Source organism: Limnobacter sp. (assembly GCF_046297615.1).
Lineage (GTDB): Bacteria > Pseudomonadota > Gammaproteobacteria > Burkholderiales > Burkholderiaceae_B > Limnobacter.
On sequence record NZ_JBKBHM010000004.1, the window covers coordinates 55,230 to 78,081 of the forward strand.

Below are 22,852 nucleotides of genomic sequence, written 5' to 3' on the forward strand. Positions count from 1 at the left end.
CGACGGGTTCAGGCTGAGAGTATCGTCAGCACAGGTTTGCTGGCGTAAAAACGCCCCAAGTGCCTGCGCAGGAATGCTTCAGTCAGGCCCAGACGGGTCAGCAGGCCAGCCAAGTCAGGGGCGTACTGCTCAATCTCATCGATGATCATGTCGTCGCTGACGCCGAGGTCATCCAACAACTCACGCAGGGACACGGGGCCGTATTTGTCGAAGAAGAAATCCACACCGAGGTCGATACAGGCCTTGAGGTAATCGGTGTCACGGAATGACAACCAGAACTCGTACCCCATAACCATGAACTCCTGCAAGTCCTGTTCGCTGAGGTAATTTCGGTACTGCGACAAGGGCCATTGCCGTGCCACATCCCAGAACGCCAAGGCGCTGTTGAGCGCGGTTTCGCGGTAATGGTCGTGATCGAGCGCTTCATTGACCATCGCCAGCGAGCTGGCCACACCGGAATCCAGCCACTGACGCGCCCGTTCCTCAAGGGTGTCCGACAACTCGGGGGCCTTGCTGCTCAACCATTGACGAACCTTCCGCGTGCCTGTGGCCACGGTGTTCCATTTCATCAGGTTGTTCTGCTCCAGCAAATAGCCCTTCAGTACGGTGAATACCACATCGCCCAGAAACTGCTGAAAGGCGTCGCTGTTGCGCAGGTTGTCCAGCACGTGGGCAAGCATGCCGTCCGGTTCAAAAATCTTCTCGATAAATTCGGTGGCCACCTGGTCCGGCACCACCTCGCCCAAAGTAGTGCTGGTGCTGGCCCTGAATTCAAAAATGACCCGGGCAATCTCGCCAAACAATTCGGGAATGGCCCCGCCAATTTCCATGTCCACGGCGTAGCGGCGCGCGGTTGCTTTCACCTTCTCGCGGGCCACGGCTTGGTCAAGCGTGACCTCGTCCAGGCGTTCAACCACAATTTGCAACTCATCACGCACCAGCTTCTCCAGCTTTTTGCCTTTGAGGTTGGCAAGCCAAAAAGCCACTTCAGCTTCAAGGAGTTGCTGGGCCAGGGTTTGGGGATCAGGGCGGGTTTTGGACATGGGCTTGATTATTTGGGAGGCAGTTTTTCGGTGGATTTACGAACCACCTGAATCAGAATCAACACAATCTCTGCGACCAGCAAAGCAGCAGCGGCCAACAAATAGGGCCCGGCGGACTCTTCGCCATTGATGTAGGTCACCAAGCCGGCAATCAAAAAACCAACCATCAACACCTTGATGGTCAAAACACCTGGGGTACGTGTGATGGACTCCCACACTTTGTTGCTCATGTTGTCTCCTGTCGTTGTTGTTGGAATGGGGTTAAGCGAGCCCTGCAACTGGTGGCCCAAGCGGCCATGTTAACGGAAAACCGCCCTAGAAGCGCCTCCAGCACGAGGGCGCAGCACATGCTAGCGCATGGATAACCTGCCGTATGTCCGTAAAATGGCTACACTATAAGCAACAGTGCATTGCGGCAAATTTGCAAATCACAATGCAACATTGATCATCCCTGCGGATTTCATTATGTCGAGCCATCAAGGCCAAGCGGGCCTTTCATTCAGCCATGATGCGGTGCACATCAACCTGGACCGCAGCCCGCATGGGCAGGCTTTGCCCAAGGGCCAACTTTCAGGCCGCATCGAGCAACGGGTTGAAGCCTTCGCAAAGGCCTTGTTTTCCGGCCAACAGGTGAACCCGTCCGAAGGCCGTGCAGCGGGCCATTGGAGTTTGAGGGCTGCGGGCAACCGCGCGCTTTATCCGGAGTGGATTGCCTTGCAAGCCAACGGCCGTGATGAACTTGAACTGGCCCAAACGCAGCAAGACCGCATGGAAAACTTTGTGGATGCGGTGCGCAATGGCCTCTACCGCAACCCAGAGGGCGAGCCCTACACCCATGTACTGCACCTGGGAATCGGCGGTTCAGACTTGGGCCCACGCTTGATCGACCAGGTGTTCACCCACCTGAAGCTGGCCGAGACTCAACAGGGCCTGCGCTGCAGGTTCGTCGCCAACATCGACTACCATGAAGTACAGTCAGCTTTGGCCGCGCTGGACCCAACCCGTACGCTGGTGTTGATTGCGAGCAAGTCCTTCTCGACGCGGGAGACCCTGCACAACGCCGGGCACATCATGCGCTGGCTGGACAACGCTGGCCCCCAATACAAAGCCGCAGCCCTGATGGCCGCAACCTGCAAACCCGCCAAAGCGGAGCAATTCGGTATTTCGCGGGAACGAATATTCGAGTTCAGTGAAACCGTGGGCGGGCGGTTTTCCCTGTGGGGCCCGGTGTCACTGTCCATTCGTCTGGCCCACGGCAACAGCGCATTCAACGCCTTGTTGAACGGTGCCGCGTTGATGGACCGGCATTGGCTGACAGCCCCGGCCAGCAGCAACCTGCCCACCCTGATGGCACTGGCCGACTACGGCAACCTGCAACACGGGGTGGACGCCCTCATGCTCAGCCCCTACGACTCCCGGCTGGGCTTGTTGGTACCTTACCTTCAACAGCTGTGGATGGAATCCCTGGGCAAAGGGGTTGACCTTGCTGGCCAAGCGCTGGCAGACAGCGCATGCCCGACCTTGTGGGGCGACGTGGGCACCAACAGCCAGCACGCTTTTTTCCAGATGCTGCACCAGGGCAGAAATGCCTGTGCCGTGGAAATTCTCGGTGTGATCAAGCCCTCGCACAGCGACTTGCACTCCCACCGCCTTCTGTTGTCCAACGCGCTGGCTCAGGCTGAGGCGTTTGCCAGTGGCCGCCTGAACAGCAGCAGCGAGTTGGCTGACCCTGCCGTGAATTTTCGGTCCTGCCCGGGCGGGCGCCCCGTGCAATTCATGTTGCTGGACGCACTGACCCCCAACACCTTGGGACAGCTTCTGGCCTTGTGGGAACACCGCACCTGTGCGCTGGCCGCCCTGCAAAACATCAACCCATTTGACCAGTGGGGCGTGGAATTGGGTAAAGTGATCGCTGAGCAGATCGAAAAGAATCTGACACCGGGACACAATGCAGCAGAAAACCCTGTAACGGCCCACCTCATTGACCGCTTTTTAAGCCAGCCTTGAGGCGCCCTGTCCCGGCCTACCCTTGCCGGAGACAGACCATGAACAGCCTTCCACTGACGCTGGACAGTTATCAAACTGCAACCCACCTGCTTTACGCGGTGGGTATTCCCTACTTTTTTGCGCTGATTGCCATTGAATTGGCCACGCTGCGTAAACTCAACGGCCGAATGCCCAATATTTCAGGCCCCATTAAGGTGGTGCAAGGTTATCAATGGAAAGACTCCGTGTGCTCCATCTCCATGGGCGCCATCATGCTGGTGGTGACTGGCGTTGCACTGTTGTGGACTTTGCCCCTCATGGACTGGTTGTACGCGCGGCGGGTATTCGATCTGGATGTGTCGGCATGGTGGTTTGTTCCCCTGCTGATTGTGGCTGACGACTTCGTGTATTACTGGTACCACCGCACTGCGCACCGCTGCGCCTTGTTCTGGGCCGAACATTCCAACCACCACACCAGTGAAACCTACAACCTGAGCACTGCCCTGCGCCAGTCAGTCACCGGCCCCTTGTACGCATTCGTGTTCTGGCTGCCTTTGGTGTGGCTGGGCTTTCACCCACTGGTGCTGGCCTTTGCCCATGCGGTGAATCTGCTGTACCAGTATTGGATACACACCGAGTTGTTCGAAGTGCATGGCTGGTTTGAACGGGTCTTCAACTGCCCGCAGCACCACCGCCTGCATCACGCGAAAAACGAGGAGTACCACGATTGCAATTACGGCGGCATGTTCATCGTGTTTGACCGCTGGTTCGGCACCTATCGGGACTACACCCCCGGCGTGGCGCCGGTCTACGGTACTTTGACGCCAGTGTTGACCACCAACCCGTTCAAACAGGCGGTGATGGGTTGGGTACACCTGGCCCAGAAGATTCGGCGTACTTCAGGCTTGAAGCAGCGTTTGCTCTGCCTGATCAAGCCACCGGGCTGGACACCGAATAAGGCTTGACCTTGACATCATGGCAAGGTTGACACTAGTGTCAACGCTCTCAGGACACTTGCCATGACCACCTTACCCCCCACCCACTTTGACCTGCGCATCAGCGGCATGCGCTGCGCATCCTGCGCCAGCCGGGTCGAGAAAACGCTGACGGCTGCCGAAGGTGTCTCCTCGGCGCAAGTGAACCTGGTGACTGAAAGTGCCCATGTGCGGGCATCCCTATCGACGGCTGAGGCCCTGATTCACTTGCTCAAACAGGCTGGCTACCCCGCTGAACTGGTGCAAGAGTCCAACACCTTGACCATGGAACACACCGCACCCGACGTGCGGCCATTGGGCTGGGCCATCGCCTTGACCCTGCCTTTGGTGTTGCCCATGCTGGGCATGCTGGTGGGGTACGACTGGGGCCTGCCTGCATGGCTGCAATGGGCGCTGGCCACGCCTGTGCAGTTCTGGCTGGGTGCCCCATTCTTCAAATCCGCGTGGCACGCCTTGAAATCGCGCACGGCCAACATGGACAGCCTGGTGGTGTTGGGCACCGGGGCCGCCTATGGCCTGTCGGTGGCCCTCATGATTCAACACTGGGGCCATGGGGCCATGAATCAGCACCTGTACTTTGAGTCGGCTGCGGTGGTCATCACCTTGGTGATGTTGGGCAAATGGCTGGAAGCCCGCGCCAAACTAGGCACCATGGCCGCCTTGCGGGCCTTGGAGCAGTTGCGGCCCGCCACTGCCCGCATTCGGCGCAAAGGACAAGAAGCGCAGGTGCCCTTGCATTGGGTAAGGACAGGCGATGAGGTGGTGGTGGCCCCAGGCGAGTCGGTGCCTGTTGACGGACAGGTGGTGGAAGGCCACAGCGCGGTCGATGAAAGCCTGTTGACGGGCGAAAGCCTGCCTGTCAACAAAAACGTGGGCGACCGGGTGATTGGCGGCAGCGTAAACCGCCAAGGGGCGTTGATTGTTCAAGCCACGCAGGTGGGCCGCAGCAGCCAGTTGTCTCGCATGATCGAACTGGTTCAACAGGCCCAAATCAACAAAACCCCCACCCAACGCATGGTGGACCGTGTCAGCGCCGTGTTTGTGCCGGCAGTGCTGGCCCTGGCGGCATTGACCTTGCTGGGCTGGGGCCTGCTGACCGGGCAGTGGGAATCCGCCCTGGTCCACGCAGTGAGCGTGTTGGTGATTGCCTGCCCATGTGCCTTGGGGCTGGCCACGCCCACTGCCATCATGGCAGGGACAGGCGCGGCTGCGCGCCACGGCATTTTGGTGAAAGACGCCCCGGCGCTGGAAGCAGCCAGCATGGCCAAGGTGGTGGCCTTCGACAAAACTGGCACCCTGACGCAAGGGGAACCCAGCCTGATCGCGATGGCTGCGCAGCCCGACAACGCAGACGCACGCAATCGCCTGCTGACAGTGGCTCTGTCACTTCAATTGCACAGCAGCCACCCACTGGCCGGGGCAGTGCGCCGCTATTGCGAAGAGGGCTTGGTGGATTCCACCGCCGCCACGGAATTGTCAGAACACCCCGGGCGCGGCGTGATCGGGCTTGTGTCAGGTACCACCGCCCACCTGGGTTCACTGCAATGGCTATCGAGCCTTACCACACTCACCAAGGAACAACTGGCGCAAGCGAAAGCCTTTGAGGCCCAGGGGCTCAGTGTGTCTGGTGTGCTGCTTGATGGCCGCTGCCTTGGCCTTCTGGCTTTTGGCGATGCCCTCAAACCCGACAGTGCGGCGGCGGTTCAAGCCCTGCATGGCATGGGGTTGCGCACTGCGTTGCTGAGCGGCGACAGCGCCACACCGGCCCAGCAAGTGGGCACGCGCACGGGGGTGCAAGAAGTGCATGCGCACCTGTTGCCCGACGACAAACTGACCGTGTTGAAACAACTGCGGGCGCAGCATGGGCCTGTTGTTATGGTGGGTGATGGCGTGAACGATGCCCCAGCCCTGGCTGCCGCCGACGTTGGCATCGCCATGGGGCAAGGCACCGAGGTGGCGCGCCAAGCGGCAGGAATCACGCTGTTGCGCAGCAGCCCGACCGCTGTGGTGGATGCATTGATGCTGTCCAAAGCCACCCGCCGTATTCTTCACCAAAACCTGTTTTGGGCCTTTGCCTACAACGTGGTGGCCATCCCGATGGCCGCCTTGGGGTTCTTGAACCCCATGGTGGCTGGTGCGGCGATGGCGCTCAGTTCGGTCAGTGTGGTCAGTAACTCACTGCGATTAACGCGATGGGCACCGGCTGCCCCAACAAAGGAGCCTGAACAATGAATATCGGAGAAGCCTCCAAAGCCAGTGGCGTGTCCACCAAAATGATTCGGCACTACGAAAGCATAGGCCTGCTGAGGCAAGCGCAACGAACCGACTCGGGCTACCGGGTGTATGGCGACAACGACGTTCAAACGCTTCGATTCATTCGCAGGTCCCGTGACCTTGGGTTTTCAATTGAACGGATACGAACCCTGCTGAACCTGTGGCAAAACCAGTCCCGGCGTAGTGCCGATGTGAAGGCCTTGGCCACTCAATACATTGCAGAACTGGATGAGGACATTGCCAAGCTGCAATCCATTCGAGCGCAACTGACTCGCTTGCAGGGATGTTGTCATGGCGACCAAAGGCCGGATTGCCCGATACTGGAAGAACTGGGTGCGGGCAAGGCCTCAGGTGCAGGCTGAACGCCCTAGGTTTTTCGATCCTCGGGGCGATTGACGCTGGCGGCAGCGCGGCGCACCGAACAGCCTGTGGTCCACAAGGCCCTGGGCAACAGTGAGTCGGATTGGTCACCGGGTTCGACCCGGCACTCATTCAGCCAGGCCTTGCGGTCAGGCATGGCACGGGCATGACACAGCTCGTGCCAACGCTCGGAGCGGCGGTCCTGTCGGGCCACTTTCGCTTTCGGTGCCAGGGGCAATTCGGGTTCGGACCACACCGTGGTCAGGGCCAGAATCTGATCACGCAGAGCCTGGACGGATTTGTGTTTCATGGTTCAACCTCAATGTGGTTGCTGCCGATGGAATGTTCAACGCGCAGCCCTGACAGCGGGTTGACGCCTATGTGCGTGCGCACTCTAATGGACACACATTACAATGTGAGGTCATTGCATCATTTGAATTCACATGTCTGTTCGCCAACCCGCCGTGCCTGCCTTGTCTTGCCTTTTGGCGGGCGTCTGCCTGGCACTTGTGGTGGGTTGCGCCACACCGAGCATCGAAGCGGTTCAGGAGTTGCCCGACATTCTCGCCACCTTCGAGATGACACGCACTGACCTGAACCAGCCGGAAGCCCGGCTGACACTGGAGAAAACCCGCATGTTTGCCTACGCGCAGAAAACCACGCATGTGGTGCTGGACGACCAGTTTGCGCATGGCCTTTCCGAGGCGGCGCTCAGGTACGTGTTCGTGCATGAGTTAACCCATTTGCAATTCGATGACCCAAAAACCGGGCACGACATTCTCAAACAGATCAAGCTGAACCGGGGGGACGAAGACAATGACCTTCGGTTCATGACCCTGCTGGGCAAGTATGGACGGGAACAAGAGTTTCTGGACTACCTGACCGTGGCAGAAACCCGAGCGAACATGGCGGCGATTGCGTACCTGAAAAGCCGGGACATGGACCCATGCGCAGCCATTCACGAAATTGAAGGGCTGACCCGTGCGCGTTTTTCAATCGGCGTAGAGGAGGCTTGCCCTCAAGAGGCCCCAACACCAGACGCCCTGCCCGGCATGCCTGAAGTGGAGCCGGCAGAAGCACCGTTGCCCATGCTTGAGCAGGTGGACAACGAAGCGCAACCTCAAACAACGGTGCCCAGCGAACCAGCGGCGCTATCCGAACAAACCGAGTCAGCCGCACAACCCGAGGCAGCCAGACCTGAGCTGACAATCAGGGAGCAGGTGTATCCGGTGATGTCGCCAGACGCTTCTGAACCACTTGAGTCACCTTCGCAGCAGACAGTGCCGCCACAAAGAATCGAAGACCCCGAGCCAGAACCGACGTGAGAATAAACACAGGGAGGTTCATGCCGAAAATTCCTGAGGTGATGGTCATCACCTTGTAGGGCAAGGGGCTGATGGCGCTCATGAGTATGGACAATCCACCCCATGTTTTGAAGAAGGCTTCTGTCAGCGTGAAGGCTTGGGCATAGCCCAGGCTGGTGAACAGCTCGCGGGCCCAGTCAGCCGCAAAATACCCGATTGCATAACCCAACACCCCACCCGCTGTGGACGACAGCGTACCCACCCAAGCAAACCACACAGCCTTGGCCGGTTTGGCGATGCACATGGGAATGAGCATGGCGTAGGGGGGAATCGGAAAAAATGAGGCCTCAATGAAGCTGATGACACCCAGCAGAACCGGGGCCAGCCGGTGGCCCGCCCACTGCTCGAACAGGCGTGCGAAATAGGATTTGGGCTTGGCTGCGCTCATGGGGAACTCGGATGCAATGGGGTGGGCTGCTTGAAAAACGCCCACAGCATGCCAGAGAACACAGGGATTGTGAGGGGGTGCAGGCCTTAATCCCGCGTGAAGAGGTCCCGCGTGTAAACCTTGTCGGCCACATCGGCCAAATCATCGTGATGCCGGTTGGCCACAATCACTTGGCAGCGCTGCTTGAATTCCGACAAATCCCGAACCACTTCGCTGCGGAAAAACTGGGAATCTTTCAGCACAGGTTCATACACCAAGACCTCCACACCCTTGGCTTTCAGGCGCTTCATGATGCCTTGCACGCTGCTGTCCCGGAAGTTGTCACTGCCCGCTTTCATCACCAGGCGATAGATGCCCACCGTGTCAGGTTGCCTTTCGAGAATGTCGTAGGCGATGAAGTCTTTGCGGGTGGCGTTGGCCTGCACAATTGCCTGAATCAGGTTTTGTGGCACATCGCGGTAGTTGGCCAGCATTTGCTGGGTGTCTTTGGGCAGGCAATAACCGCCGTAGCCAAAACTGGGGTTGTTGTAGTGGTTGCCAATGCGGGGGTCCAGGCAAACGCCTTCAATGATCTGGCGGCTGTCCAGCCCATGGCTGAGGGCGTAGCTGTCAAGTTCATTGAAATAGGCCACGCGCATGGCCAGATACGTGTTGGCAAACAACTTGATGGCTTCGGCTTCGGTTGAACCGGTGTACAACACGGGAATGTCGGTTTGCCGCGCACCCTCGCACAACAGGGCAGCGAACTCCTTGGCGCGTTCGGACCGCTCGCCCACCACAATGCGGCTGGGGTTCAGGTTGTCATACAACGCGCGCCCTTCACGCAAAAATTCCGGCGAGAAAAACAGGTTGTGGGTCATGAGCCGGCGGCGCAGGCCACGGGTGTAACCCACAGGCACTGTACTTTTGATCACAATCACAGCATCCGGATTCACCGCCATCACCTGCTGGGCCACCAGTTCAATGCTGCTGGTGTCGAAGGTGCCCGTCACTTCGTCGTAATTAGTGGGGGTGGCGATCACCACAAAACGGGCTTCGGAGTAGGCCTCTTCCGCATTCAGGGTGGCCCTGAAATTCAGACGGCCAGACGACAGAAATTCACTGATGTCCGTGTCCTCAATCGGGCTTTGCCCGGCGTTGAGCAGCGACACCCTGCGTGCATCAATGTCCAAGGCGACCACCTCATGGTGTTGCGCCAGCAAGGTGGCCACTGACAGGCCCACGTAGCCTGTGCCAGCAACAGCGATTTTCATGAATGTGTACCCTTTGTCGTCATGAATTGAGGTTATCACAGGCCGATTACAGGAATATGACCCGTCACACGGATGCAATCTGCGCAGCCTTGGCCGTGTTGCACTTGCTGTGGGCATCCTTCATACTGCTTTGGCAAGGGCCTGCACCAAAACAACAACACGCGGGGCAACACGCTGGCCCAAACACAGCCCCGCCGGAGACCCCATCATGACAACTCGCACCACCCGCATCCTTCTGGGGGCGCTGGCTGCATTGGCCTGCACCCAAGCCTCTGCTGCTGCCACCCAAATGTGCATTTTCGACATCGCTGGCCGAAACGGCCCAGCCTTCAACCAGGCGCGCGATTACGCCATCGCCGCAAAAACCTGGGGTGCCACGCTGGAGTTGACGGCGTATGTGGATGAACGCTTGGCGGCTGAAGACTTCAAAACCGGCAAATGCGATGTGGTGGCCATCTCCGCCTTGCGGGGCAGGCAATTCAACCAGTTTGTCGGCAGCATCGATTCAATTGGCGCGGTGCCGTCCTACAAGCACATGCGCACCATCATCGATTTGACCACCAGCCCGAAAATGGCCGACAAAATGACCCAAGGGCAGTTCGAAGTGGTGGGTATTCTGCCCATTGGTGCGGCCTATGTGATGGTGAATGACCGCAACATCAACTCGGTTGAAAAAGCTGCAGGCAAAAAAATTGCCGTGCTGGACTACGACAAATCGCAAGCCAAGATGGTGCAGCAGTTGGGCGCGCAGCCTGTGGCCAGCGAAGTGATCAACTTTGGCAGCAAATTCAACAACGGCCAAGTGGATATCATTGCCGCGCCAGCCATTGCGTATCAACCGCTGGAACTGTACAAAGGCATCGGCACCAAAGGTGGCATTTATCGATTCCCCCTGGTGCAACTGACTGCCAACATCATCATCCGCAAAGACAAGTTTCCCGAAGGTTTCGGCCAGAAAAGCCGGGAATGGATGAGCAAACAGTTCGACCGCGCCATTGCCATGGTTGACCAGGCAGAGAAAGCCGTGCCTGCCAACGCCTGGCTGGACATTCCAACAGCAGACCGCGCCAAGTACGACGTCCTGATGCGTGAAGCGCGTATTCAGATGACCAAAGAAGGCTTCTATGACCCCGAGATGACCAAGCTGCTCAAGCGCATTCGTTGCAGGCTGGACGCCTCGCTGGGCGAATGCGCCGACAAAAATGAAAGCTGACCCGGGGGCCGCGTGACTGATGCATTTGAGTTCAGATTCCGGGTGCGTTACCCGGAGTGCGATGCCCAAGGCGTGGTGTTCAACGCCCGTTATGGCGACTACACCGACTTGGCGGTGACCGAGTTTTGGCGAGTGCTGCTGGGTGGCTACGAGGCCATGCGCAGCACTGGGTACGAAACACAGGTGGTGCGACTGTTGACGCAGTGGCAGGGGCCTGCACGCTTTGATGAAGTGCTGCATGCGCGCGTGCAATGCCAGCACTTGGGCAACACCAGTTTTAGCTTGCAGGTGGTGTTCACGCATGAGAGCGGCCGCCCGGTGGCGGTCACTGACATCACCTATGTGCTGGTGGATGCCCACAGCTTCGAAAAACGCCCGCTGCCTGAGGACTTGCGTATTCAGTTGGCCCTAGGCGCCCCTGGGCGGCGGGTCGACCAAAGCGGCTCGGCATACTGAGCCTGCATCCTCTTGTCCTGAACCAAGCTGCACCCAGCGGTGGTGATTGTATTCGCCGCCGCTGCGCAGTAACCTTGCTCCTGGCTTGAGCGCCAGCGCACTCACCTTGTGCGCGGGCTCAGCCCTGGAGAACTGAATGAATTCAAACAACACCACCACCGGGCAAGCCGAGGGGCTACCCAACCCGGTGGGTGCCTTCACCTTTGTGCTGCATGGTGCGGGCGGGGACTTGGCGAAGCGGAAAATCATCCCGGCCCTGGCCCACTTGGCCACCGGGGGCTACTTCAACCCTCAATCCAAACTGATCTTCGCGCAGCGGGAATCCTTGAGCCCCGAAGATGCGCTGGCCCAAGTGGACGAATTTCTCAGGCGCAATGGGCAAGAGTCCGTTTGCGCGCAACTGCCGGCCTTGTTGCCCTACCTGCACACGTGCGCCATCACCCTTGGGCAAAGCGACTCCTGCGCTCGCCTGCAAGCGGCGGTGGCCGACGGGCCCAAGCCAGTGGTGCACTACGCCGCCCTGCCCTCCTCACGTTTTGAAGCGCTGATTGCCTGCTTGCCCTCAGTGCGTGATGCCAACCACTTGCGATTGGTGCTGGAAAAGCCACTCGGGGCCAATGCGGCTGAATCTGCGGCGATCGAAGCCGCAGTCGCCAGTAAATTCAACGAAGACCAGATTTACCGCATCGACCACTACCTCGGCAAACAAGCCGTACAGAACCTGCTGGCGCTGCGTTTGGGCAACCGGATTTTCGAGCCCTTGTTGACACGTGAACATGTGGCCAGCGTTCAAATCACCGTGGCAGAAGACCTGGGCGTTGAAGACCGCGCCGGGTTTTACGAGCAGACCGGTGCCCTGCGTGACATGGTTCAAAGCCACATGCTGCAACTGCTGGCCATTGTGGCCATGGAGCCCCCGCTGTCGCTGGAGGCCAACAATTTACGCGATGAAAAGCTGAAGGTGCTGCGTTCTCTGAAAGTGCCACGCGCCATCAATGAGCCGGAAATTGTGATCGGCCAATACGGCCCCGGCCACATGCGTGGCCAAGCGGTGCAAGGCTATCGTGAAGAAAAGGGGGTCAAACCCGATTCGCGTACAGACACCTATGTGGCGTTGCGCACCGAAGTGCAAACTTGGCGCTGGGCAGGGGTTCCCTTCCTGTTGCGCACGGGCAAACGCATGCCACGGCGTTTTGCGGAAATCCTCATCCAGTTCCGTGAAGTGCCCAAACCCTTGTTTGAGCCCGTGGGTGGCCAGTGGAGCGGCAACCAATTGATCATCCAACTACAGCCCAATGACAAACTGGAGTTGAAGTTGCTGGCCAAAACCCCGGGGGAGCGGGAACGACTCAAACCTGTGTCCCTGGACCTGGACTTTTTCAACACTTGGCGAATTCCTGTACGGGATGCCTATGAACGTCTGATCACAGACATTCTTCGGGGCCGACTTAGCCTGTTCCTGCGGCGTGATGAAGTGCAAACCCAATGGGAATTCATTGACCGCATTTTCGCCGAATTGCGTGACCGTGGCGTTGAGCCCGTGCAATACACCAGTGGCACCTACGGCCCCCCGTCAGCCACCTCGATGGCCATGAGGGCTGGTGCCCTCTGGTCCGAAGACACCCAATGACTCCCCTCCCCCGAGCCACAGGCTTGGGGGAATTTTGACGGCGTGCGGAACTTCTGCGTGGTAACTTAGTGAACACTTATATTAATGAGAATTGTTTGCATTTACTTTATTGCTTTCATATGGCAAGATGCGTCCTTTCTTTGTCACCCACCCCGCGTCATGCCCCACATCAAACAACCCAAAACCCTAAGAACGGCCACCGCCAGCGCAGTGGCACTCAGCCTTGCTGGCCTGCCTGCAGTATCAACAGCGCAGGAAGTGGCCCAAAACCAACTTGAACCTGTCATTGTTCAAGACAAAGCCATCGCGGGCGCCAACCCCAATGGCAACCCCGATTCCCCTTACAAGGCTGAGCGGCTGGATTCCAGCAAATTCGCTCGCCCCGTGGCCGAAACCCCCAAAAGCATCTCGGTCATCACCAAGGAAGCCATCCGAGATTCCGGCGCGTCTGACCTGGCCGACGTGATCCGTGTTCAGCCCGGCATCACCATCAGCACGGGAGAAGGCGGCAACGCTTTCGGCGATCGCTTCATCATTCGCGGTTTTGAAGCCCGTGGCGATGTGTTCATCGACGGCCTGCGTGACCCTGGCGTGACCAGCCGCGACATTTTCTCGGTCGAGCAGATTGAAGTGTCCAAAGGGCCCAGCAGCAGCTTCGCAGGGCGCGGGACCACCGGTGGTGCCATCAACAACGTCACCAAAAAGCCAGCGGAGCTGGACTTCTCCTCCGTTGAACTGTCGGTCGGCACAGACAACAAACGCCGCGCAGCGGTGGACTTGAACCGCGTGCTGAGCGATGACACGCAGATCAGGCTCAATGCCATGACCAGCGACCGAAACATACCCGGTCGGGGCGAAGCGGACGAGAGCAAACAAGGCGTGGCCTTTGCCATTGCCCACCGCTTGAATTCAGACATCAAACTGACTGCGGATTACTACTACTACCGCTTGGACAAAATGCCCGACGGTGGCGTGCCTTGGGATTCAATCACCGGCAAACCCGTACCGGGCCGCAATTACTATGGCCAAAATGGCCGCGACTTTCTGAAGAATGCAGCGGACATCTTCACCTTCGGTGTGGACTGGAACCTGGGCGATGGCTCCAAGATCGAGAACCGCACCCGCTATGGTGTCACCACCAACCAATACGTGATCACCATTCCCGGCTTGGGCGCCACGCCTGCCCCAGCGGCTGGCACGCCCATCGGTGTAGCCACGCCCGGCGTGTTTGCCCGTGCAACCTCGCAGAACCGAAACCAGGACAACACTTACTTCGGCAACCAGACCAACTGGATCAAGGAATTCGATTGGGGCAAATTCCGCCACCACGTGGTGGTGGGCGCAGAGTTCTCCAAAGAAAATGCGCTGAACATTCCTTACGCGGACACACTGCGCAGCCCGAACGCGGGCAACCCGCAGGCCCCCAACAACAACGCGTGGCTGCAACAGGGTGGCACGCTGGGCACCGGCACCAACGTGGCTGAAGTGGATGTGTCCACCCTGTCGGTGTACGCGCTGGACACGGTGAAACTGAACAGCGAATGGGAGGTGTTCAGTGGCCTGCGTTACGACACCTTCGATTACTACTATTACTCTGGCCCGAATGACTACCAAGGCAATTCGCGCGGTGGTTACAAGGACGGATTCCTCAACGGCCACGTAGGCGCCACCTACTCGCCGTGGCTCAACGGGAATGTGTACGCCAGTTACAGCACCTCATCCAATGCCAGTGGCGAACAATTGGATGCCACCAGTTGCGACTACGGCGGTTTGTGCGGCACCGGTGCCGGCTTGAAGCCAGAGCACAATGAAAGTTTTGAACTGGGCACCAAATGGCAGTTCCTGAACAAACGCCTGCTGCTGAGTGCAGCGGTGTTCGACATCACCAAATCGAACGTGTTGTCTGCGATCGGCGGCGGCGGCTTTACCCAAATCGGCAAGCTGCAGGTGCGTGGTTTTGAGCTGGGTGCGAGCGGTCAAATTCAGTATGGTTGGGACGTGAACGCTGGCCTGGCCATTCTGGACACCGAGGTCTTGGCATCGGACACGCCCGCTGAAGTGGGCAAGCCCTTCCCCAACGTGGCCCAGAAAAGTGCGAACGTTCAAACCCGCTACCGGCTGGATGACAATTGGTCGATTGGCGGTACGGTGACCTACAAAGGCCAGCTTTATGGGGGTACACCCAACGGCACAGCCAGTGCACGGGGCATTGATTCCAGCGTGGTGCTGGACTTCCTGACCGAGTACCGCTTCTCCAAAGACCTGCGGGTTCGTTTGAACATTCAAAACCTGCTGGATGAAGAGTATTACACTGCACTGTACCGGTCGAACGCGCCTTTCACGTATGTCGGAGAAGGCCGTTCGGCGACGCTGACCCTGATCAAAGATTTCTGATCAAGGCCATCACCATTCAACGATGACGTTTGAACCATGCTGATTGTGATTCCCCAAGTGCTCAGTGCCCACGAGGTTGAGCAGTTTCGCACACACCTGCTGGAGGCCGACTGGGCCGATGGCCGGTCCACGGCGGGGTCACAATCGGCCATGGTCAAGCACAATCGCCAACTGCCGGAGTTAAGCCCGCTTGCACAGCAACTGGGCAATCAGGTCTTGCACGCCTTGGGCAAGCACCCGTTGTTTCTGTCCGCTGCCTTGCCCAAAGCAATCTACCCCCCCTTGTTCAACCGCTACGCGGGTGGCGAACATTTCGGGGTGCATGTGGACAATGCCATCAGGCCGATCAAGGGCACCTCACAAGTCATTCGCACCGACCTGTCCGCCACCCTGTTTTTGATGGACCCAGCCAGCTATGACGGTGGCGAACTGGTGATTGAAGGCCAGTTTGGCGCACAAGAGGTGAAGTTGGCTGCAGGTGACATGGTGCTGTATTCGGCCACAAGCCTTCACGCCGTGCGGCCTGTTGAGCAGGGTGAACGCATCTGTGCCTTCTTCTGGTTACAAAGCATGATTCGTGACGATGGCATACGGCAATGGTTGTTCGACTTGGACCAAAGCATCCAAAGCCTGTCCACTCGACTGGGGCCCGGCGACGATGAAGTGGTTCGCCTCACCGGCCTGTATCACAATGCTATGCGGCGCTATGCGGAACTGTGAAGCAAGCCGCTGTGTGGCCTCCACAAATAGAATCGTTGCTCTAAATTTTCCGGGCGCGAATACTCACAAAACCGCAAATTCATCCAATTGAGCGGATGGATCAAGCTCACTTACCATGGCGCATGTTCAATATTGACCATGCATCATCAAGGGGTTTGCCATGTCCACACGCCAGTTCAGCCTGATCATTGGAGAGTGTTTGCTCGCTTTGCTGACCGTGAGCACCTTGGCTGTTCAACTCGGTGGTGTTTACATGCTCAGCAAAGTGCTGGGGCAGGACATTTCAGCCACAGCACTGCTGGTCAGCGCCGGCTTTGCGCTGGGTTTCTCGGTGGTGTGGGGCGAGTTGCTGTATACCTCGATGAGTCGCGTCGGCAAATTGATTCGCCAGGTGCGGGGGCCAGTGCCGGGAAAGTCGAACGTGGTGTCGTTGCAGATGGCGATACGGAATAAACCCCAACCCACTGCACGCCCTGCTGTGGGCCAAACTTCGGTTGTTGGCAACCACCGCCGGGTGGCCTGAGGCCTTTAGTCGTGTTGATGGGTATCCACCCAACGTGCCAGGTGCTGATGCATCTGCACCAGCCCCTCGGTGAGGGCTGCCGGGCCTGGCTGAAGAATCACCGGTGACTTGATCTCATGCAATTCGCGGTCACGCACCGCGTCAATACTGCCCCAACCCGGCCGCTGGACCACGGTTTCAGCACGGAACTTCTTGCCACACCACGACCCGAAAATCACCTGCGGGTTGCGTTTCACCACCTCACTTGGGTCAGCGATGATGCGGTTCTTGCCCAGGCTTTCCCTGGCCAACTCGTCAAAGCAGTTCACTCCGCCCGCCAGCTCCAACAATTCAGACACCCACTGAATGGCGCTGATACAGGGCTCATCCCACTCTTCGAAATACACCCGGGGTTTAAGCGGCCACGCGGTGACTGACTCGGCGATGTGGTCCATGGTTGTTTGATACTGCGCCAACAGCGCTTCCCCGCGTTGACGCGCATCAACCAATACCGCCACCTGCCACAACATGTCCATGATCTCGGCGATGGACCGCTGATTGAATACGAACACCTGAACACCCTGACGGATCAGTGCGGACGCAATGTCGGCCTGAAGATCGGAGAACCCAAACACGCAGTCGGGCTTGAGTTCGAGAATCCGGTCAATTTTTGCGGACAGGAAAGCGCTGACCCGAGGTTTCTCATGACGGGCCTCTGGCGGCCTGACGGTGTACCCGGACACACCCACAATTCGGTCCTGCTGCCCAAGCGTATACAACCATTCCGTGGTTTCCTCGGTCAGGCAAACAATCCGGCGCAAGCCGCGTGGCACTTGGCTCATGACAACACTCAGGGGTTGGCGAAGCCCCCAGTGTGCCACAGTTGATGAATGCGATTTTTATTGGGTGAATTGATTGGTGATTACCCCTAATGTGACTCAAAAACGGGTGACTACATTCAGGTGCTAAACCATGATTATGACATTACATGAATTTTCAGGACACCGTGAGTCACGCCCGCCATCTACTCGCCAGCAACGTTCGCCGTTTGCGCAAAGCCTGGGGAGTGTCGCAAGAAAAACTGGCCCTCGAGGCCGGTTTACACAGATCCTACGTGGCCCATGTGGAAGCAGAAAACCGCAATGTCTCGCTGGACAACATTGAACGACTGGCCAAAGCCTTGGGCGTTCAGGTAGGCGACCTGTTCAATGACATCGACGAATGAAGGCCATGGCATCGAACAAGCCAAAGCGCCTTACACAGATTCCCTCAACAACAGCCCCACGGCCACCTTCGCATGCTCAAGTTTGGGCTTGAAACCTTCCACGACAAAGTGCGCGTACAGGAAGTGTTCAACCAGGCTGACTGCAGACTCGATCAGAATGGTTAGGTCAGCGGGTGGTGTGTAATTGCCTGCGTCCACTTCGGTCTGGGCGAGGTCTATCAGCCGTTCAACCACGCGGCCATGCAGGCCCTGCGGTGAAGTAATCAGATTGAGCCCCTCTTTGCCTTCGTGGTCCAGAAAGGCCCGGTAGGCCACCGATCCAACAATGGCTTCCAGCACACCATTCATCAGGTGTTGAATTCGCCGCTGCCCCAGGGCTGGCCCTGTGGTGGGCGCCGTGTGTGCGAGGAAGGCAAACAGCGTGTCCATGCTGTGCCAGAGTATGTCCACAATCAGGCGGTCACGGTCACCAATCCAGCGGTACAACGTCGCTCTGGCGATGCCCACCCGGCGTGACAATTCCGTCATGTCCAGCTTTTCGCCGCACATGTACATGCCACGGGCGACATTGAATACATCTTCCGGGCTCGCACCTTGAGCCCGGGTGGATGTTTTGCCATGCACGGGCATGGGCCGAATGGTCATGGGCATCAGGCAGCCCTGCGGAAATGGCCGGTGAGCAGGTCCAGCAACAGCGGTGACACATCGTCGGTGATCAAATGACCCATGCCAGGAATCAGCACCAGCCGGGCGCCCCGAATGGCATCGGCTGTGGCATACCCACCGCTGACATTGACCAAGGGGTCGCGGTCGCCATGAATCACCAAGGCAGGAGCATTGATGCGGCCCAGGTGGGCTGTGCGGTCACCACTGTTGAGAATGGCACCAATCTGCCGGGACACACCCAACACTGATTTGCGGCCACCGCCACGCTCCCAGGCTTTGTCGGCGTAGTCCGCCAACACAGTGTCGTCGATGTGAAAGCGCCCACCTGCAATGAAATGGGACGTGTCAATGTAGTTGCGAATGGCCTCGGCTTTTTCGCGCGAGCGTTTGCGAATCACGGTCAGCTTGCCCTTAAGGGAAGGCTGCCCCACCCTGCGCGAGCCGGTGGTGGAAAAAATCGACGTCATGGTCAACACACGGTTGGGGTGGTGGGCAGCCAGCTCCTGCGTGATCATGCCACCCATGGACATGCCCGCCACATGGGCCGATTCAATGCCCAGGTGGTCCATCAAGGCGGCCACGTCGTGTGCCATGTCGGTCACGGTGTAGCCAGCGGGGTTGCCCCGGTTGAAAATCAGGTCTTTCAGGGTCACAGGCGGCGAGTCGTGCCGGCTGGAATGCCCCACATCGCGGTTGTCCAGCGTGATCACCCGGAAACCCTGTTCCACCAAGCCCTCCAGCAGCGTCTGCGGCCAGTAATGCAGTTGCAGGCCCAACCCGGCAATCAGGATGACCGCAGGCGCGCTGGCGTTGCCATGGCTGCGGTAGCAGAGTGTCATGCCGGTGGACAAGGGCGCGTATTCGTCCCGAGAAGCGTTGACCACCTCAGTCGAGCTGGTGGGGTGTAGTGCAAAAACCTGGCTCATGCGGCCACCTTCTGGTTGGAAGTGCTGTCGGCCCGGCTTGGGCGGGCGGGCTCAAACTGCAGCCCTTCATCGGCCACAGGGCCATTGCGCAGCACACGTTCATCGTGAAAGTAATTCATGTTCATGACCCAAGGGCCACGAACCCCTTGCTTGGGCATACCGGCCAATGCACGCTGCACATAGCCTGCGCCAAAGTCGAGGATGGGTCGGGTGGGCATGCCTTCTTTGGGCAGCCTCGGTGTACACACCGCCATGCCTTTTTGGTCCATGTGTTTGAGCAGGCGGCAGAAATGCTCGCACAGCAAACCGATTTTCAAGGTCCATGAGGAATTGGTGTAACCAATGGCAAACACGAAGTTGGGCACATTGCTCATCATCATGCCTTTGTAGGCCACCAAGTCCGCCATGTTGACGGGTTGATGGTCCAGGGTGGCGGTGATGCCGCCCATCAGTTGGATATTCAAGCCGGTGGCGGTGACCACAATGTCGGCATCCAGACGCTCACCAGATTTCAAACGAATGCCGTTGGCATCGAAAGACTCGATGTGATCCGTCACGATGCTGGCCTTGCCATGCCGGATGGCCTTGAACAAGTCACCATTGGGCACCGCACACAGCCGCTGTTCCCAGGGGTTGTAGGGTGGGTTGAAATGGCGGTCCATGTCGAAATCGGCGGGCAGGCGCTTGGCAATGTGTTTGCGGATGTAGCTGCGGGCCGAGTCGGGAAACTTCTGGCAATACAACCAGAACAGGCGTTGCAGGATGATGTTCTTGCGACGGGTCCAGCGGTACGCCATCTCCTCTGGCAGGTATTTGCGGAACAGCTTGGCCAAGGGGTCTTTGGCAGGCAGGCTCATGATGTAGCTGGGCGTGCGCTGAAGCATGGTGATGTGGGCGGTGCGGTCCGCCATGGCGGGGATCAGCGTGACGGCTGTGGCGCCACTGCCAATCACCACCACTTTTTTGCCGATGTAATCAAGGTTCTCGGGCCAGTGCTGCGGATGAACCACCTGCCCCTTGAAGTCGCCCAGACCGGGCAATTCAGGGGTGTAGCCCTGGTCATACCGGTAGTAGCCGGCCGCCGAGAACACCCAACGCGCTGTCAGGGTTTTGCTGGAACCGTCGTCCAGATTGACCGTCAGCTCCCAATGCTGGGCTTGAGAATTCCAGTTGGCGGAGCTGACCTTGTGGCCAAAGCGGATGTGCGGCTCAAGCTGGTTTTCACGGGCTGTTTCGCGGATGTAATCGAGAATGAGGTGTGCATCGGCGATGGACTTTTCATGGGTCCATGGCTTGAACTCGTAGCCGAAGGTGTGCAGGTCCGAATCGGAGCGGATGCCCGGGTAGCGGAACAAATCCCAGGTGCCGCCAATTGCGTGGCGTGATTCAAGAATGGCGAAGGTTTTTTCAGGGCACTGGGTTTTCAGGTAATGGCCAAGGCCGACGCCGGTCAGGCCGGCACCAATGACGAGAATGTCCAGATCAGTTGCTGTGCTGTGTTGCATGGTGTCTCCTGCCATGTCGTGGGCTGCTTCTCGAGGCCGCCCTGTTGAAGTGTGGATTGAGCATAGAGGAATGAGACACGGGCGTCAATCTGTCTCACGACACAGGCAGTTTTCGCGCATCCCCAATTCAGCGAACCCATGGCAGTGCATACTGTGGGGCCTTGTTGTCACGGGCTGAATCAAGCCCTTTGCCTGTCATGGATGCGTTGGTCATCACCTTGGTCCTGGGCTCGGCCCTGATGCACGCTGCCTGGAATTACCTCATCAAAGCCGGGCAGGACAAGCTGCTGGACTCTACCACCTTCGCCTGTGTGGCCAGTGCCCTGGCCTTGCCACTGCTGCCCTTCCTGCCCGCGCCCAACCCTGCGGCATGGCCTTGGCTGGGCTGTTCGGTGCTGCTGCATGTGGCCTATTTTTTGGCCTTGGTGAAAGCCTACCAAGCCAGTGATCTGTCATTGGCTTACCCGGTGATGCGAGGCTTGGCCCCGGCCATGGTGACGCTGGTGTCAGTGGCCTTGGGCCGCGAACTGTCCACGGGTGTGATGGTGGGTGTGGTGCTGGTGGTCAGCGGCGTGGTGTTGCCCGCAGCACTGAGTATTTGGCGCACAGGCACCCCGTTGGCCTCGTTGAAATGGGCCGCAGGCAATGCGGTGTTGATTGCCACTTACACGCTGGTGGATGCACAGGGGGTGAAAGCGTCGGGCAGTGCCGCGTCTTACACTGCCTGGCTGTTTTTTCTGGATGCATTTCTGATACTTGGCGTCGCCCTGTGGCGCAGGGGCCAATCAACCTGGGCCTACATGGCACAACGCTGGCGGGGTGGCGTGGCGGCCTCGGTGCTGTCGATGACCTCGTACGGTGTGGTGTTGTGGGCCATGACTGTGGCACCTGTGCCAGCGGTGGCCTCGCTTCGGGAAAGCTCAGTGGTGTTTGCAGCGCTGTTGGGCGGTACGCTGCTGAAAGAAAAAGACCGGGCCACACGCATGGGCGGTGCAGTGTTGGTGGCCTTGGGTGCAGCGTCTTTCCGGCTTTTTTAGTTCAGTTTGATGATTCAAAACCCGAATCACGAATGACCGAGCCAAGCCACTGGAATTTTTGATCTACAGTGACGCGTAAACCCTGTATTCGCGGAGACGACCGTGTCACTGAAAACCGGCAAACCCCTCAAGAACCTGTGGCTCAAGCAGCTTGGTTCAAAAACGCAGCAACAACAACCAAGGCTTGAAACCCAGATTCCTGGCGACGTTCACACCGACCTTTTGTCGCTGCAACTGGCTGACGTTCCCGATGAACAGGCGCAATTGGGTGCACAAAACGATGCGATCAATGTGGCCCAATTCACAGGCAACCGGACACCAGACGGTGGCCGTGGCTTTGAGACGGGCGATATCAACGACCCTCTGGACGCGAAGGGCCTGTTTCCTGCAGGCAAAGACAGTGCGGTGCCCTCGGGGGTGATGTCTTGGCTACCGCCCGTTGTTGGCCTCGGCTTGGTGGGCATTTCCAGCGGGGGCGAATCGAACAGCAGTACCACAACCACCACCACAACAACAACCACGCCCACAGCAACAGTGACGGCCGCCTCGGTGGCCACCCTGCTGGTGAGCGACAGCATTGATTTGGTCAACGACGTGAATGTGGCCCAAACGGAAACCGTTGAGGTGAGCCAAGGTTTGTCCCGAGTGGGTTTTGAAGGCGCGCTGGCCAGCTATCAGGTGACTGTGTCGGACCCGGGGCCCACTGACGATGAGTTGGTTCAAGTGGTGGTAAGCCACACCGACCAAACCACCGGTTTGACCGACACATGGACGCTGACCGGGGTGACTGCGGCCACACAAGCTGCGCAGCAGAGCAGCACCCCGACAGTGTTGAGTTTTGACGGCGTGGCCTACACCGTGGCCATTCAAGGCACCCACGATTTCGCCCTGTTGATGCAGCAAACCGCCACTTGA

Annotated in this window: 23 protein-coding genes; 14 read left to right on the forward strand and 9 right to left on the reverse strand. The window is 58.4% G+C overall.

Annotated elements, in window-relative coordinates; genetic code table 11:
- Window positions 1-8 precede the first annotated feature (8 nt).
- The gene (locus tag ACK4FF_RS09600) at window positions 9-1,043 is read right to left on the reverse strand and encodes a hypothetical protein (protein WP_409708061.1); all 1,035 of its coding nucleotides are present in this window, start codon (window positions 1,041-1,043) and stop codon (window positions 9-11) included.
- 8 nt (window positions 1,044-1,051) lie between these two features.
- Complete coding sequence (locus ACK4FF_RS09605) at window positions 1,052-1,273, reverse strand: hypothetical protein (protein ID WP_409708064.1); 222 nt, start codon at window positions 1,271-1,273, stop codon at window positions 1,052-1,054.
- A gap of 235 nt (window positions 1,274-1,508) precedes the next feature.
- Between ACK4FF_RS09605 and ACK4FF_RS09610 the strand changes: the two genes are divergently transcribed.
- Genes ACK4FF_RS09610 through cueR form a run of 4 tightly spaced genes read left to right on the forward strand, consistent with a single transcriptional unit; the run spans window position 1,509 to window position 6,660 of the window.
- Window positions 1,509-3,050, forward strand: coding sequence for a glucose-6-phosphate isomerase (locus ACK4FF_RS09610; RefSeq protein ID WP_409708067.1), 1,542 nt, complete (start codon window positions 1,509-1,511; stop codon window positions 3,048-3,050).
- A 38-nt stretch (window positions 3,051-3,088) separates the two neighbouring features.
- Entirely contained in the window at window positions 3,089-3,994 is a 906-nt protein-coding gene (locus tag ACK4FF_RS09615) for a sterol desaturase family protein (RefSeq protein ID WP_409708070.1), read from the forward strand.
- A gap of 54 nt (window positions 3,995-4,048) precedes the next feature.
- On the forward strand, window positions 4,049-6,256 hold the full coding sequence (locus ACK4FF_RS09620; protein ID WP_409708073.1) for a heavy metal translocating P-type ATPase: 2,208 nt from the start codon (window positions 4,049-4,051) through the stop codon (window positions 6,254-6,256).
- Window positions 6,253-6,660: a Cu(I)-responsive transcriptional regulator gene (gene cueR, locus ACK4FF_RS09625; protein WP_409708077.1), complete on the forward strand. Its 408-nt coding sequence runs from the start codon at window positions 6,253-6,255 to the stop codon at window positions 6,658-6,660. The genes ACK4FF_RS09620 and cueR overlap by 4 nt, the downstream gene beginning before the upstream one ends.
- Before the next feature lie 5 nt (window positions 6,661-6,665).
- On the opposite strand, the gene ACK4FF_RS09630 is transcribed toward cueR, so the two are convergent.
- A complete protein-coding gene (locus ACK4FF_RS09630) occupies window positions 6,666-6,968 on the reverse strand; it encodes a hypothetical protein (RefSeq protein WP_409708080.1) in 303 nt (100 codons plus the stop codon).
- 133 nt (window positions 6,969-7,101) lie between these two features.
- Between ACK4FF_RS09630 and ACK4FF_RS09635 the strand changes: the two genes are divergently transcribed.
- Entirely contained in the window at window positions 7,102-7,983 is an 882-nt protein-coding gene (locus ACK4FF_RS09635; RefSeq protein ID WP_409708083.1) for a hypothetical protein, read from the forward strand.
- On the opposite strand, the gene ACK4FF_RS09640 is transcribed toward ACK4FF_RS09635, so the two are convergent.
- A complete protein-coding gene (locus tag ACK4FF_RS09640) occupies window positions 7,868-8,410 on the reverse strand; it encodes a YqaA family protein (protein WP_409708086.1) in 543 nt (180 codons plus the stop codon). The genes ACK4FF_RS09635 and ACK4FF_RS09640 overlap by 116 nt on opposite strands.
- A gap of 86 nt (window positions 8,411-8,496) precedes the next feature.
- Window positions 8,497-9,663: a nucleotide sugar dehydrogenase gene (locus ACK4FF_RS09645; protein WP_409708089.1), complete on the reverse strand. Its 1,167-nt coding sequence runs from the start codon at window positions 9,661-9,663 to the stop codon at window positions 8,497-8,499.
- Window positions 9,664-9,871: 208 nt separating this feature from the next.
- Between ACK4FF_RS09645 and ACK4FF_RS09650 the strand changes: the two genes are divergently transcribed.
- The 6 genes from ACK4FF_RS09650 to ACK4FF_RS09675 all read left to right on the forward strand — a co-directional run bounded on the left by ACK4FF_RS09650 (window position 9,872) and on the right by ACK4FF_RS09675 (window position 16,599).
- Complete coding sequence (locus ACK4FF_RS09650; RefSeq protein WP_409708092.1) at window positions 9,872-10,876, forward strand: putative solute-binding protein; 1,005 nt, start codon at window positions 9,872-9,874, stop codon at window positions 10,874-10,876.
- Window positions 10,877-10,888: 12 nt separating this feature from the next.
- On the forward strand, window positions 10,889-11,332 hold the full coding sequence (locus tag ACK4FF_RS09655) for an acyl-CoA thioesterase (protein ID WP_409708095.1): 444 nt from the start codon (window positions 10,889-10,891) through the stop codon (window positions 11,330-11,332).
- A 136-nt stretch (window positions 11,333-11,468) separates the two neighbouring features.
- On the forward strand, window positions 11,469-12,962 hold the full coding sequence (gene zwf, locus ACK4FF_RS09660; protein ID WP_409708098.1) for a glucose-6-phosphate dehydrogenase: 1,494 nt from the start codon (window positions 11,469-11,471) through the stop codon (window positions 12,960-12,962).
- Window positions 12,963-13,121: 159 nt separating this feature from the next.
- Window positions 13,122-15,356 carry a TonB-dependent receptor gene (locus tag ACK4FF_RS09665; protein ID WP_409708101.1) on the forward strand — a complete coding sequence of 745 codons (2,235 nt, stop codon included), beginning with the start codon at window positions 13,122-13,124 and terminating at the stop codon, window positions 15,354-15,356.
- A gap of 36 nt (window positions 15,357-15,392) precedes the next feature.
- Entirely contained in the window at window positions 15,393-16,076 is a 684-nt protein-coding gene (locus tag ACK4FF_RS09670; RefSeq protein ID WP_409708104.1) for a Fe2+-dependent dioxygenase, read from the forward strand.
- Between the two features lie 160 nt (window positions 16,077-16,236).
- Entirely contained in the window at window positions 16,237-16,599 is a 363-nt protein-coding gene (locus tag ACK4FF_RS09675; RefSeq protein ID WP_409708107.1) for a hypothetical protein, read from the forward strand.
- Between the two features lie 5 nt (window positions 16,600-16,604).
- Here ACK4FF_RS09675 and ACK4FF_RS09680 read toward each other — a convergent pair whose 3' ends face one another.
- Window positions 16,605-17,420, reverse strand: a complete 816-nt coding sequence (locus tag ACK4FF_RS09680; RefSeq protein WP_409708110.1) for a cobalamin-binding protein — start codon at window positions 17,418-17,420, stop codon at window positions 16,605-16,607.
- A 146-nt stretch (window positions 17,421-17,566) separates the two neighbouring features.
- Here ACK4FF_RS09680 and ACK4FF_RS09685 point away from each other — a divergent pair, with 146 nt between their 5' ends.
- Entirely contained in the window at window positions 17,567-17,803 is a 237-nt protein-coding gene (locus ACK4FF_RS09685) for a helix-turn-helix domain-containing protein (RefSeq protein WP_409708113.1), read from the forward strand.
- A 30-nt stretch (window positions 17,804-17,833) separates the two neighbouring features.
- On the opposite strand, the gene ACK4FF_RS09690 is transcribed toward ACK4FF_RS09685, so the two are convergent.
- The 3 genes from ACK4FF_RS09690 to ACK4FF_RS09700 are packed head-to-tail and all read right to left on the reverse strand — an operon-like array spanning window position 17,834 to window position 20,900.
- The gene (locus tag ACK4FF_RS09690; protein ID WP_409708116.1) at window positions 17,834-18,454 is read right to left on the reverse strand and encodes a QsdR family transcriptional regulator; all 621 of its coding nucleotides are present in this window, start codon (window positions 18,452-18,454) and stop codon (window positions 17,834-17,836) included.
- Window positions 18,454-19,395, reverse strand: a complete 942-nt coding sequence (locus ACK4FF_RS09695) for an alpha/beta fold hydrolase (RefSeq protein WP_409708119.1) — start codon at window positions 19,393-19,395, stop codon at window positions 18,454-18,456. Before ACK4FF_RS09695 ends, ACK4FF_RS09690 begins: the two co-directional genes overlap by 1 nt.
- Window positions 19,392-20,900, reverse strand: coding sequence for a flavin-containing monooxygenase (locus ACK4FF_RS09700; protein ID WP_409708122.1), 1,509 nt, complete (start codon window positions 20,898-20,900; stop codon window positions 19,392-19,394). The genes ACK4FF_RS09695 and ACK4FF_RS09700 overlap by 4 nt, the downstream gene beginning before the upstream one ends.
- Window positions 20,901-21,097: 197 nt before the next feature.
- Between ACK4FF_RS09700 and ACK4FF_RS09705 the strand changes: the two genes are divergently transcribed.
- A complete protein-coding gene (locus tag ACK4FF_RS09705; RefSeq protein ID WP_409708125.1) occupies window positions 21,098-21,937 on the forward strand; it encodes an EamA family transporter in 840 nt (279 codons plus the stop codon).
- Window positions 21,938-22,039: 102 nt separating this feature from the next.
- The gene (locus tag ACK4FF_RS09710) at window positions 22,040-22,852 is read left to right on the forward strand and encodes a hypothetical protein (RefSeq protein WP_409708128.1); all 813 of its coding nucleotides are present in this window, start codon (window positions 22,040-22,042) and stop codon (window positions 22,850-22,852) included.